Raw genomic sequence first — 13099 nt, 5'->3', positions numbered from 1 at the left:
ACGCGACTACAATGCCGGGCTTGAACGCAACGGGAGGACGACGCGATGAGCCGCAATGAACTGGACGAACGGATCGAGACCTACTACGTACGGGTGCGCGGCGTCGTGCAGGGCGTCGGCTTCCGGCATGCGACGGTGCGCGAGGCGCATGCGCTGAAGCTGCGCGGCTGGGTCGCGAATCTCGAGGACGGCACCGTCGAAGCGATGATCCAGGGCCCCGGCGCGCAGATCGACCGGATGCTCGCGTGGCTGCGTCACGGGCCGCCGGCCGCGCGCGTGACCGAGGTGACGTTCGAGGAACGCCGGACCGAGAAGCGCTTCGAGCGCTTCCAGCAGCAGTAAGCGGCACGGAACGATCATGACGGGGTATCCGGAGGCCGGGCGCGGCCTCATGCTGTCGGTGGCGGCATCGACGCTGTTCGCGCTGATGTCCGCCTACGCGAAACTGCTCGCGCCGCTCACGGGGCTCGACATCTTCGCGTGGCGCGTGTTGTGGACCGCACCGGGCGCGCTCGCGCTGATCGCGCTGCGCGGCCGCTGGCCGGCGCTCGTCGACCTCCTTCGGCGCAGCGTGCGCGACTGGCGCCTGCTGATCGCGGTGCCCGTGAGCGCCGCGCTGCTCGGATTGCAGTTGTGGCTGTTCCTGTGGGCGCCGCTGCACGGGCGCATGCTCGAAGTGTCGCTCGGCTATTTCCTGTTGCCGCTGACGATGGTGCTCGTCGGCCGCTTCTACTATCACGAACGGCTCGATCCGCTGCAATGGACGGCGGTCGCGTGCGCCGCGCTCGGCGTCGCGCACGAAGTGTGGGCGACGCGCGCGTTCGCGTGGCCGACGCTCGTCGTCGCGCTCGGTTATCCGCCGTATTTCGTGCTGCGCCGGCGGATCAACGCCGATTCGCTCGCCGCGTTCGCGGTCGAGATCGCGCTGCTGTGCCCGGTCGCGTTCGCGATGGTCGCGACGAGCGCGACGCGCGTGGCCGGCCATCCCGTGCTGTGGGCCGCGCTGCTGCCGGGGCTCGGCGTGCTGAGCACGCTCGCGCTCGCGAGCTACCTGAAGGCCAGCCGGATGCTGCCGATGGCCCTGTTCGGAATTCTCGGCTACGTCGAGCCCGTGCTGCTCGTCGCGGTGTCGCTGTTGCTGCTCGGCGAAACGCTGAGCGTCGCGAAGCTCGCGACGTACGGGCCGATCTGGGTCGCCGTTGCGCTGACCGCGTGGCACAGCGCCATGCTGATGCGGCGCCTGCCCGCGCACGGATAGGCGCACGGATAGGCGTCGATCGCGACGCGGCGGCGGCGCGGAACGTGGCGCAGATCGCACCAGCATCAGCATCGGCATCGTCATCGCCCGGCAGTCGAACCCGTCGATGCTGACCGCAAACTGGCGTCGCGCTGGCGCGAATCTGGCGACGCTGCCTGCTTCGCATCACAAGGCTCGCGCGTGTAATCGAACAGAAGATTCGGTTGCACTTTGTTACTTAGGGTCTCTCCTGATCGGCTACTAGACTGGCCTCACCGACTTCCCTTCGTATGCAGCCTTTCAATGAACGGTCCTCTCCGTGCCTGGCCGGCCGGGTTGGCGCGATGCGGGCATACGCGTATCGCGGCTGATCCCGCGCGCCTTCTTCTTCCCGATCCATTCTCCGGTGCATGCCGCACCGCCGTCGTGCGGGTGCGCTCATGTCGTTGAGCGTGCCGCCCGCCACCGCTCGGCCGCCGCGCGGCGGCCGCCTGATCGAAGTGGATTTCTTCCGCGGCATCGTGCTGTTGATGATCGTCGTCGATCACATCGGCGCGAGCGTGTTGTCGCGCGTCACGCTGCACGCGTTCGCGCTGTGCGACGCGGCCGAGGTCTTCGTCTTTCTCGGCGGTTTCGCGACCGCGAGCGCCTATGGCGCGATCGCCGAACGGCACGGCGCGCGCGCCGCGCAACGGCGGTTCGTGCGCCGCGCGATGCAGATCTACCGCGCGTTTCTCGCGACCTCGACGCTGATGCTCGTCGTGTCGGCCGTGCTCGACCATTACGGGATCGATGCGCCGAACCTCGCGCTCGACGACGTCAGCGTGATGCTCGCCTCGCCGCTCACGGGCCTGGCCGAGCTGCTGACGTTCCAGCGCCAGCCCTATCTCGCGTCGGTGCTGCCGATGTACGTGCTGTTCGCGCTCGCGTCGCCGGTGCTCGTGCCGTTCGCGCGCCGGCATCCGTGGCTGCTCGTCGCGCTCGGCGTCGCGTCGTGGATCGCGGCGGGCTGGCTCGGCCCCGAGCTGCTGGACACCGACGGATTCCGCTGGAGTTTCAATCCGTTCGCGTGGCAACTGATGTTCGTCGCCGGCGTGCTCGCGCGCTGCCAGCCGTTCTACCGGCGCATCGCGCTCGGCCGCTGGGGGGCCGCGGCGACCGGGCTGGCCTGCGCGGTCGTGCTCGGCTGCGCGAGCTACAAGCTGTTCTCGGGGCTGCCGCTGCCGGAAGGCGTGTTCAAGCGCGATCTCGCGCTGCCGCGCGTCGTGAGCTTCGCGGCCATCGCGTGGCTGATGGCCGATTGCGTGCGCTTCGGCTGGATCGCGCGGATCGCGCAGGGCGTGCGGCCGGTCGTGGCCGTGGGCCAGCGCGGGCTGATCTGCTTCGTCGCGGGCGCGGCGATCTCGCTCGTCATCGATTCGCTCCTGCATCCGGTCGTGGGCAGTGCCGACCTGCGGCACGTCGGCGTGGGCCTCGTGGCCGACGCGTGCGCGCTCGGGCTGATGATGGCCGTGGCCGGTTCGGGAACGTGGATCGCGCGGTGGCGCGGTGCGGCCGCGTGAGCGGCGCGGGCGGCACGGAACGTGCGGCGCGGCGTCAGTGAGGTGAGCCGATACGGGAGCGGGGAACAGCGGTGGGGTCGTCGGATTCGGCGTCGTCGCGCTCGTCGGGCGCCGGATCGTCGCGTTCCGCGAGTACCGCGTCGGCTTCGGCTGCTGCCCGGGCGGCGCGCAGCGCAGTGCATCGCTGCGCGTACCGGATGTCCGAGAGGATCCGGAGGAGCCTCGTGGTCTTGCTTTTCATGGTCTTCTCCCGCCAGCGCGCATCGCGGCGGATGCACTGCTTTGCAACCAGTGTAGGACGCAATCGCGCAACCGGCGGGAGAATGTGGCGTGCAGGCCGCACGCCGAGGGATAGTCCTTACTGGGCCGTGGCGGCACCCTGCGCCTGCAGCGATTCCTCGCGGCGCTCTTCCGCACAACGTTGGTGCTGGCGCGACAGGCGGTTCATCAGCGGCAGCAGCAGCAGCGCGAGCAGCATGCCGATCGCGGCGAGCCAGCCGAGCTTCTCGAACAGCGACAGGTAGAGCGGCAGCGATTCGGTGGCCGGCAGTTCGTGCGACGGCATCTGCGCGAAGTTCGCGACGACGCTGCCCAGATACTGCGACACGCCCGTCGCGACGAAGTACGCACCCATCATGAAGCCGCTCATGCGTGCCGGCACGTAGCGGGCGATCATCGCGAGGCCGAGGCCGCTCACCAGCAGTTCGCCGAGCGAGTAGAGGCCGTAGCCCCACACCATGAACCACGACGACACGCGGCCGTCCACCGCAAAGCGGCCGCTGATCGTGAACACCAGGTAGCCTGCGGCCACTGCGCCGAAGCCGAGCGCGTACTTCGCGGCGACCGGCAGGTCACGGCCGCCCTTCGCGACGGCGTTGTAGACCCACACGAGCACCGGGCTGAGCAGCATGATCCAGATCGGGTTCAGCGCCTGGAACTGCGCGGCGCTCCACGTGAACAGCGTCGTGCCGAACAGCATGAAGCGCGGATCGACGTTGCGCAGCGCGAACAGCGTCAGCGACGTCGACATCTGCACGTAGAAGATGAAGAACAGGATCACCTGGCCGATCAGCACGAGCGCCGCGATCAGGCCGGCGCGCTCCGAGCGCTCCGACTTCGCGATCATGTACGCGAAGATCGCGAGGATCGCGAACGCTGCCGTCCACACGCTGGCGACGGCGAGCTGCTTGTGCTGCAGCACGTACAGCGTGACCAGCGCGAGCCCGACACCGCCCAGGGCGACCGCGCCGAGGCGCTTCCAGCGGATCGGCTGGTCGTCGGGCAGCGAGCCGACGTGTGCGAGCGTGCGATGCATCAGCATGAAGTTGAGGATCGCGAGCAGCATGCCGCCGCAGCAGACCGCGAACGCGGTGTGCCAGCCCCAGTGATCCTTGATCCACGGCGTCGCGAGCATCGACACCGTCGAGCCGATGTTGACCGCCATGTAGTAGATCGTGAACGCGCTGTCGATGCGCGCGTCGTCGCCTTCATAGATGCGGCGCACGAGGTTCGCCGCGTTGGCCTTGAACAGGCCGTTGCCGACGACGATCACGCCGAGCGACGCGTACATGTACGTCAGCTGGTCGTTCGGTACCGACAGCATCAGGTAGCCGGCGCAGAGCACGGACGCGCCGATGATCATCGTGCGGCGGGCGCCGAGCACCTTGTCGCCGATCCAGCCGCCGATCGACGGCGCGGCATAGACGAGTGCGGTAAACGCACCCCAGGTCAGGTTCGCATGGCTGTCGGTGAAACCGAGCCGGTCGACCATGAAGAGGACCAGGAGCGCGGCCATGCCGTAGTAGCCGAAACGCTCCCACATTTCGATGAGGAAGACCGTCGTGAACGATCGGGTTTGTGAAACAGGTGGTTGCATCATCAATCTCGTTTGAAACGGACGGCACGGATCGCGCGTCGTCTTGGGGTCGAACTGGCGCCGATGCACAATGGGCCGGGTAAGCTTTGCGCTGGCGATGGAACAGTCGGGCGGTTAGCCCGGGCCGGGGCCTGACTCCGCCGGGTGTGGCGGGGAAGGGCCCCGACCGGCGCGCGCATGGTAACGGCAGCCGGTCCGGTGCGTCTGGTATCCGCCACTTAGGGAAACTCCTAATGTGGCAGTAGCTTTCAGGAACATTCGTCTCATCATTTACTTGTAAGCTTTCATGCCGGCTCTCCGAATATTCCCGGAGAGCCGCTTGCAGCTTGCCTGTGAAGCCGGCGAGTCTGGCAAGATAGCGCGTCGTTTCGCTCGCTTCGTGTCCCGTTTAGTGCACCGGGCTCAACACCGAAGACGGGTGCGAACCCGAAGACTAAGCTATATCGTTCTAACTTAGTTATTTTCCATCAAACATTTTTTGACGATCACTTTTCGGCCTGCTATGGTTCCCCCCACTGAAAACTCGCGGTCCGCAGATGCTGCCGCCGCTCTGGGCAGCAAGATTCGCGCGTTGCGCCAACGACTCAAGCGCACGCTCGACGACACCGCTACCGCCGCGGGGATTTCGAAGCCGTTTCTGTCTCAAGTCGAACGCGGGCTCGCGTCGCCGTCGCTGACATCGTTGGCCGGTATCGCGCACGCGCTCGGTGTGACGGTGCAGTACTTCGTGGATACGCCGAGCGAGGAACGCTCGGTCTGCCGAGGCGAGCAGCTGCGCTTCTTCGGGTTTGCCGATTCGGCGAACCTGTTCGCGAGGCTGACGAACGTGTCCGAAGGGCGCCAGCTGGAGGCGATCCTCGTGAGGATGCCGCCGGGGCAGAAGCGGTCTGAGGTGACGACACATGCAGGAGAGGAGTTCCTGTATGTGATTGAAGGGGAAGTGTCGCTGACGCTGGAAGGCAAGACGTTCGTCCTGCAGGCCGGTGACAGTTCGCACTATCAGTCGACGGTCCCGCACAGCTGGGTCAACACCGCGAAGATCGAGTCGGTGGTGGTCTGGGTCGGTACGCCGAGGCTGTTCTAACGCACAGGTATTCCTTCGTTTCGAAGACGGAATACCTGTCGAAAGAAACGTAAGGAATACTAAAATGCAATACGAGAATCACGGGCCTCCTCAATCGCTGCGCCCGTCAGCGTCTCACGCGTAAGCCGCGGCATCCGCCGCGCGACGCTCACCGAACAACCCTTCTCAAGACTGCCACGATGAAATCCTTGCATGCCATGTCGGCCGTGCTGGCCGCGCTCGCCCTGACGCCTGTCGCCCACGCCGTTTCCGTTCCGTCGAACGTCGCGCTCGCTCCTCAACAGGACCTGACGCGCCAGGTGCCCGCCGAAGTCGAGTCGCTCGACCCGGCGCACATCGAATCGTGGACCGGCAACACGATCGGCCTCGACCTGTTCGAAGGGCTGGCGCGCATCGACGCAGCCGGCCAGGTCGTGCCGGGTGTCGCGCTGTCGTGGGAACGCAAGACGCCGACGACGTGGATCTTCAAGCTTCGCCGCGACGCGAAGTGGAGCAACGGCCAGCCGGTGACGGCCGCCGATTTCGTCTATGCATGGCAGCGCCTCGTCGATCCGAAGACGGGCTCGAAGTACACGATCCTCGTCGAGTTCGTGAAGAACTCGAAGGACATCATCGCGGGCAAGGCCGCGCCGTCGACGCTCGGCGTGCGCGCCGTCGACCCGTACACGCTGGAAGTAACGACCGACGTGCCGGTCGCGTTCTTCCCCGAGCTCACCGCGATGGTGCCGCTCGCACCGGTGAACAAGGACACGGTGACGAAGCTCGGCGACGCATGGACGCGCCCGGGCAACATCGTCAGCAACGGCGCCTACCAGCTCGTCGACTGGCAGCCGAACAACCGCATCGTGATCTCGAAGGATGCGAAATACTGGAATGCGCCGAAGGTCGTGATCAACAAGGTCACGTACCTGCCGATCGAGAGCGACGAGACGGCGATGCGCATGTACCAGGCCGGCCAGATCGACTACAGCTACTCGATCCCGTCGGGGATCTTCCAGCAGGTCAGCAAGCAGTTCGGCGGCGAACTGCGCCAGGGCCTGCAGCTCGCGACGTACTACTACTACCTGAACAACAGCGATCCGGCACTGAAGGACAAGCGCGTGCGCCAGGCGCTATCGATGGTGCTCGATCGCGACGTGCTGACCCAGAAGCTCACGCAGGCCGGCGAGAAGCCGATGTACGGCCTGATGCCGAACGGCACGAAGGGCGTGCAGCCGTTCACGCCGGACTGGGCGTCGTGGCCGATGGCCAAGCGCGTCTCGACCGCGAAGGACCTGCTGAAGCAGGCCGGCTATTCGGACGCGAAGCCGCTGTCGTTCACGCTGACCTACAACACCAACGACCTGCACAAGAAGGTCGCGCTGTTCGCGGCGTCCGAATGGCGTACCAAGCTCGGCATCAACACGAAGCTCGAGAACGTCGAGTTCAAGGTGCTGATGAAGCAGCGCCATGACGGCAAGGTGCAGATCGCGCGCGACGGCTGGTTCGCCGACTACAACGACGCGATGACGTTCTTCGACCTGCTGCGTTGCGGCAGCGCGCAGAACACCGTCGGCTACTGCAACAAGCAGGTGGACGCACTCGTCGACGAAGGCAACCAGAAGCTCGACGACAAGGCGCGTGCCACGCTGCTCACGCAGGCACACGATCTCGCACTGAACGACACGCCGATGGTGCCGCTGTTCCAGTACTCGGCCGACCGTCTCGTGAAGCCGTACGTCGGTGGCTACTCGCTGAAGAACGTGATCGACATGCGTGCGTCGCAGGACATGTACGTGATCAAGCACTGAGCGGAGCGATCATGCTGGCCTACGCATTGAGGCGTACGTTGTGGGCGGTGCCGACGATCCTCGCGGTCGTCACCGTCTGCTACCTGCTGCTGCACCTGACGCCCGGTGGCCCGTTCGATACGGAAAAGCAGCTGTCCGCGGCGACGCTCGCGAACCTGAACGCGAAGTATCACCTCGACCAGCCGCTGTGGAAGCAGTACCTGATGTACCTGAACGCGCTGCTGCACGGCGATCTCGGTCCGTCGTTCCGTTACGTCGACTGGTCCGTGAACGACCTGGTGCGCAAGGCGCTGCCGGTGAGCCTCGGCGTGGGCGGCCTGTCGATCCCGATCTCGATCGGGCTCGGCGTGCTGCTCGGCACCGTCGCGGCCGTGCGCCGCGACAGCTTCATCGACCGCATCGTGATGCTGATCGGCAACATCGGCAACGTCGTGCCGCCGTTCGTGCTCGGCCCCGTGCTCGTGTGGATCTTCGCGATCCTGCTGAAGACGTCGGCCGGTAACGGCTGGCTGCCGGCGGGCGGCTGGGGCGACGGCGGCTGGCAGTACCGGCTGCTGCCGATCGTGCTGCTGACCTTCATCAACATGTCGCTGCTCGCGCGCGTGATGCGCGGCTCGATGATCGAGACGCTGTCGAGCAACTACATCCGCACCGCGCGCGCGAAGGGCCTGCCGGGCTCGACGATCGTGCTGCGCCACGCGCTGAAGCCCGCGCTGATGCCGGTCGTGTCGCTGGTCGGCACGGTCTGCATCTCGTCGATCACCGCGGCCGTCGTCACCGAATCGGTGTTCGCGCTGCCGGGCCTCGGCCAGCTCGTCGTGAACGGTGCGATCAACCGCGACTACACGCTCGTGCTCGGCCTCGTCGTGCTGACCACCGTCTGCGCCGTGCTGTTCAACCTGCTGGTCGACCTCGCGTACGCGTGGCTCGATCCGCGCATCCGTTATTGAGCGAGGCACTGCGATGACTCCGACTACTCCCGTCGTCGGCCTGCCCGTGCAGACCGACACGCCGCCGCGTTCGCGCTCGCCGCTCGCGCTTGCCATGGCGCGCTTCCTTCACAACCGTGCGGCCGTGTTCAGCCTCGTGCTGCTCGCGCTGATCACGATCGCGTGTTTCGTCGGCCCGTGGCTGCTGACCGCCGACCCGGCCGCGAGCGACTGGGGCGCGATCAGCCTGCCGCCGACCTGGGCCAACCAGCACTGGTTCGGTACCGACGAGCTCGGCCGCGACCTGCTCGTGCGCACGCTGATCGGCGGACGCGTGTCGATCGAGGTCGGCTTGCTCGGCACGCTCGTGTCGGGCCTGTTCGGCGTCGCGTGGGGCGCGACCGCGGGCTTCGCGGGCGGCCGCACCGATGCCGTGATGATGCGCGTCGTCGACATGATGTACGCGATCCCGTACCTGCTGATCGCGATCCTGATGATGACCCTGTTCGGCCGCTCGTTCATGCTGGTCGTGCTGACCATCAGCGCGTTCTCGTGGATCGACATGGCGCGTGTCGTGCGCGGCCAGACGCTGTCGCTGCGCAGCCGCGAGTTCGTCGATGCGGCGCGCGCGATCGGCGTGTCGCCGGCCACGATCGTGCGGCGCCACGTGGTGCCGAACCTGCTCGGCGTGGTCGTCGTGTACGCGACGGTCTCGGTGCCGGGCATCGTGCTGACCGAATCGGTGCTGTCGTTCCTCGGCCTCGGCGTGCAGGAACCGATGACGAGCTGGGGCGTGCTGATCCAGGACGGCGCGCAGAAACTGGAATCGATGCCGTGGCTGCTGCTGGCCCCGGCCGTCATGCTGTGCGTGACGCTCTACTGCGTGAACTTCGTCGGCGATGGCCTGCGTGACGCGCTCGACCCGAAGGATCGCTGAAATGGGTGCACTGCTGGAAGTAGACAACCTCGGCGTGCGCTTCACGCGCAAGGACGCGCCGCCGGTCGACGCCGTGAGCGGCGTGTCGTTCTCGCTCGAAGCCGGCAAGACGCTCGGCATCGTCGGCGAATCGGGCTCGGGCAAGAGCCAGACCGTGATGGCGCTGCTCGGCCTGCTGGCCGGCAACGGCACGACGACGGGCGCCGCGCGCTATCGCGGCGACAACCTGCTCGAGATGGATGCACGCGCGCTGAACAAGGTGCGCGGCGACCGGATCGCGATGATTTTCCAGGACCCGATGACGTCGCTCAATCCGTTCCTGACGATCGAGCGGCAGATGACCGAGACGCTGCAGCTGCATCGCAAGCTGTCGCGCAGGGAAGCCACGAAGCGCGCGATCGAGGCGCTCGAATCAGTGCGTATCCCGGACGCGGCGCGCCGCATCCGCATGTATCCGCACGAGTTCTCGGGCGGGATGCGCCAGCGCGTGATGATCGCGATGGCGCTGCTGTCCGAGCCGGAGATCCTGATCGCCGACGAGCCGACCACCGCGCTCGACGTGACCGTGCAGGCGCAGATCATCGACCTGCTGCGCGAGCTGAACCGCGAGCGCGGCACGGCGATCGTGCTGATCACGCACGACATGGGCGTGGTCGCGGGCCTCGCGGACGACGTGATGGTCATGTATGCGGGCCGCACCGTCGAATACGCGCCGGCCGAATCGATTTTCGCGGCGCCGTCGCATCCGTACACGATCGGCCTGCTCAACGCGCTGCCGCGCCTGACCGACGCGGACGATGCGCCGCTCGTCGCGATTCCCGGCAATCCGCCGATGCCCGGCACCGCGCCGGCCGGCTGCGCGTTCGCGAAGCGCTGCACGTATGCGGAAGAACGCTGCGGCGCGGCGCGCCCGGCGCTCGAAACCTATGGCGCCGTGGGCGCGGTGCGCGCGTGCCACCGGCCCGTGGCCGATTTGACGGGAGGTCTGCGATGAGCGTCGATGAACGCCGCAATACCGGCGCGACGGACGACACGCTGCTGTCCGTCGATGGGCTGAAAGTGCATTTCCGCGTGCCGCTCGGCGGCTATCCGTGGTCGCCGAAGGGCACGCTGCGCGCCGTCGACGGCGTGTCGTTCGACGTGAAGCGCGGCGAGACCGTCGGGCTCGTCGGCGAATCGGGCTGCGGGAAGTCGACGCTCGCGCGTGCGCTGATCGGGCTCGTGCCGATGACGGCCGGCGCCGTGAAATGGCGCGGCGAAGCCGTGGCGCCCGATCACCTGCGCGGCACCGCGATGCGGCGCGAAGTGCAGATGATCTTCCAGGATCCGCTCGCGTCGCTCGATCCGCGCATGACGATCGAACAGGTCGTCGCGGAGCCGCTCGTCACGCACCAGGCCGGCCTCGGCCGCACCGAGGTGCGCCGCCGCGTGGTCACGATGCTCGAACGCGTCGGCCTGAACGCGCATCACCTGCTGCGCTATCCGCATGAATTTTCCGGCGGGCAGTGCCAGCGCGTCGGCATCGCGCGCGCGCTGATCAGCGAGCCGAAGCTCGTGATCTGCGACGAACCCGTATCGGCGCTCGACGTCTCGATCCAGGCGCAGATCGTGAACCTGCTGCGCGATCTTCAACGCGAACTGTCGTTGTCCTATCTGTTCGTTGCACACGATCTCGCCGTGGTGAAGGCGATCAGCCAGCGTGTGCTCGTGATGTATCTCGGCCGCGTGATGGAGTTCGGCACGCGGCATGACGTGTACGGCGTCCCTCAACACCCGTACACGAAGGCGCTGCTCGATGCGGCGCCGACGCCGGAGCCGGCGCGCGAGCGTGCTCGCCGCCCGATGCTGCTGGCGGGCGAGATGCCCTCGCCGCTCAACCCGCCGTCCGGCTGTGCGTTCCGCACGCGCTGCCCGGTCGCGATCGATGCGTGCGCGCAGGACGTGCCGCTGCCGGAAGTTCGGCAGGGGTCGGCAGCGCGTGTCGCGTGCATCCGCGCGGGTGTGGCGTGAGCTGAAGTGACGCAGCAAACATAACCAAGGCAGGTCAACAGGGGTAGGTGCGGCGCGAACGATCTTCGCGCCGCGGGTACAGGCGCGTCCTTAACCGGGCGCGCCGGGGGGCCGGGAGCGGATCGCAGCCGGCGTGGACGATATCAACACAAGACGAGAATTACGATGAAGAAACAGAAGACGATCGGGACGGCATCGAAAATGCTGCTCGCATGGGGGCTGCCGGCACTCGCCGGTGTCTCGCTGACGGGCGTCGCGCACGCCGACGACGCGGCCCCCGCACCGCTGACGGTCGCCCAGGCCGCACCGGGCACGACCGTTGCGCAGGCAACGACCCCGAACGCCATTGTCAACGCCGAAGCGACCCAGGCCGTCACGCCGCCCGACGAGCCGTCGGCCCAGTCGCAGTCGAAGGGTTTCATTGCCGACAGCCACCTCAACTTCCTGTTCCGCAACTATGCGGACGTGCTCGACGCCAAGGGCGGGCCGCATCGCCACGCGTGGGTCCAGGGCGCGATGGCGAACTTCGAGTCGGGCTATACGACGGGCCTGATCGGTATCGGCTTCGATGCGTCGCTGTATGCGGCGCTGAAGCTCGACGGCGGCCAGGGCGCCGGCAGCATGGTGCACATCGCGAAGGGCGGCGGTGGCGGCAACCAGCTCGCATGGGCCTACCCCGGCATCTACGACGTGAAGGCGCGTATCTCGAACACGGTGGTCAAGTACGGTCTGCAGGCCGTCGACAACCCGTTCATGGAGCAGCACGACAACCGTGCGCTGCCGCCGACGTTCCTCGGCGCGACACTCGTCAGCAATGAATTCAAGAACGTGATGCTCGAGGCCGGCAGCTTCACGAAGACCGACGCGCGCGGTCACACGACGCTCACCAACCTGACGACGCAGTACGGCGGCACGCGCATCAATCGCCTGTCGTACGTCGGCGGCACGTGGGATTACTCGCCGAACGGCGAAATCGCGCTGTACGCGAACCAGGCCGACGACGTGTGGCACCAGTACTACGCGTCGGTGAAGCACAGCATCGGCAGCCCGCAGACGATCAAGTGGACGGGCTTCGGCAACGTCTACTCGACGCACGACACGGGCGATGCGCTGCAAGGCAAGATCAACAACAACGCGTACAGCCTGTCGCTGGCCGCGCAGCACGGCCCGCACGAGCTGCTGCTCGGCTTCCAGCAGGTGCTCGGCGACCAGTTCTTCGACTACCTGAACGAAACGAACGGCATCTTCCTGACCAACTCGATGGACGTCGACTACAACGCGCCGCACGAAAAGTCGCTGCAGCTGCGTTACACGTTCTACGGCAAGGAAGCGGGCCTGCCGGGCTTCAAGGCGATGGTCTGGGGCGTGACGGGCTGGGGCGCGGACGGCAGCGCGAGCGCGGCGCTCGATCCGAGCAAGTCGAGTATCTACTGGAGCAACGGCGCGCCGGTGCAGGGCCGTCACCACGAGTTCGGCTTCATCCCGTCGTACACGTTCCAGAGCGGCAAGCTGAAGGACACGAAGGTCACGTTCATCGCGATGTGGCACGCCGGTTCGGCGCACTACTCGGACGCGACGAACACCGAGTACCGCCTGGTCGTGAACCTGCCGCTGCACGCGTTCTGATCGAAGGGGGCATGCGCCCCCGCTTCGCACGGCCGGCTTTCGATCGAA

Annotated in this window: 12 protein-coding genes; 10 read left to right on the top strand and 2 right to left on the bottom strand. The window is 66.9% G+C overall.

The window, feature by feature from the left end:
* Positions 1–45 precede the first annotated feature (45 nt).
* The 3 genes from APZ15_RS24190 (at position 46) to APZ15_RS24180 (ending at position 2799) form a co-directional block, all read left to right on the top strand.
* Entirely contained in the window at positions 46–342 is a 297-nt protein-coding gene (locus APZ15_RS24190) for an acylphosphatase (protein WP_006480292.1), read from the top strand.
* Positions 343–358: 16 nt separating this feature from the next.
* Positions 359–1258, top strand: a complete 900-nt coding sequence (gene rarD / locus APZ15_RS24185) for an EamA family transporter RarD (RefSeq protein ID WP_027790312.1) — start codon at positions 359–361, stop codon at positions 1256–1258.
* 419 nt (positions 1259–1677) lie between these two features.
* The gene (locus tag APZ15_RS24180) at positions 1678–2799 is read left to right on the top strand and encodes an OpgC domain-containing protein (RefSeq protein WP_027790313.1); all 1122 of its coding nucleotides are present in this window, start codon (positions 1678–1680) and stop codon (positions 2797–2799) included.
* A 34-nt stretch (positions 2800–2833) separates the two neighbouring features.
* Here the strand turns inward: APZ15_RS24180 and APZ15_RS24175 are convergent, their stop codons facing one another.
* Both APZ15_RS24175 and APZ15_RS24170 read right to left on the bottom strand, forming a co-directional pair.
* Positions 2834–3040 (bottom strand): hypothetical protein, encoded by a 207-nt coding sequence (locus tag APZ15_RS24175; RefSeq protein WP_027790314.1) that lies wholly within the window; start codon positions 3038–3040, stop codon positions 2834–2836.
* A gap of 117 nt (positions 3041–3157) precedes the next feature.
* Positions 3158–4678, bottom strand: a complete 1521-nt coding sequence (locus APZ15_RS24170) for a peptide MFS transporter (protein WP_027790315.1) — start codon at positions 4676–4678, stop codon at positions 3158–3160.
* Positions 4679–5177: 499 nt separating this feature from the next.
* Between APZ15_RS24170 and APZ15_RS24165 the strand changes: the two genes are divergently transcribed.
* From APZ15_RS24165 to APZ15_RS24135, 7 genes are all read left to right on the top strand, one after another.
* Positions 5178–5759: a cupin domain-containing protein gene (locus APZ15_RS24165; protein ID WP_021162455.1), complete on the top strand. Its 582-nt coding sequence runs from the start codon at positions 5178–5180 to the stop codon at positions 5757–5759.
* A gap of 179 nt (positions 5760–5938) precedes the next feature.
* A complete protein-coding gene (locus tag APZ15_RS24160) occupies positions 5939–7549 on the top strand; it encodes a peptide ABC transporter substrate-binding protein (protein WP_027790316.1) in 1611 nt (536 codons plus the stop codon).
* A gap of 11 nt (positions 7550–7560) precedes the next feature.
* Positions 7561–8499, top strand: a complete 939-nt coding sequence (locus tag APZ15_RS24155) for an ABC transporter permease subunit (protein ID WP_027790317.1) — start codon at positions 7561–7563, stop codon at positions 8497–8499.
* Positions 8500–8512: 13 nt separating this feature from the next.
* Positions 8513–9415: an ABC transporter permease gene (locus APZ15_RS24150; RefSeq protein WP_027790318.1), complete on the top strand. Its 903-nt coding sequence runs from the start codon at positions 8513–8515 to the stop codon at positions 9413–9415.
* Position 9416: 1 nt separating this feature from the next.
* A complete protein-coding gene (locus tag APZ15_RS24145; RefSeq protein WP_027790319.1) occupies positions 9417–10409 on the top strand; it encodes an ABC transporter ATP-binding protein in 993 nt (330 codons plus the stop codon).
* Positions 10406–11425 (top strand): ABC transporter ATP-binding protein, encoded by a 1020-nt coding sequence (locus APZ15_RS24140; protein ID WP_021162449.1) that lies wholly within the window; start codon positions 10406–10408, stop codon positions 11423–11425. Before APZ15_RS24145 ends, APZ15_RS24140 begins: the two co-directional genes overlap by 4 nt.
* A gap of 165 nt (positions 11426–11590) precedes the next feature.
* The gene (locus APZ15_RS24135; RefSeq protein WP_021162448.1) at positions 11591–13051 is read left to right on the top strand and encodes an OprD family porin; all 1461 of its coding nucleotides are present in this window, start codon (positions 11591–11593) and stop codon (positions 13049–13051) included.
* Positions 13052–13099 lie beyond the last annotated feature (48 nt).

Origin of the sequence: Burkholderia cepacia ATCC 25416 (assembly GCF_001411495.1) — a bacterium.
GTDB classification, from domain to species: domain Bacteria; phylum Pseudomonadota; class Gammaproteobacteria; order Burkholderiales; family Burkholderiaceae; genus Burkholderia; species Burkholderia cepacia.
This window is presented reverse-complemented; position numbering and strand designations above follow the sequence as displayed.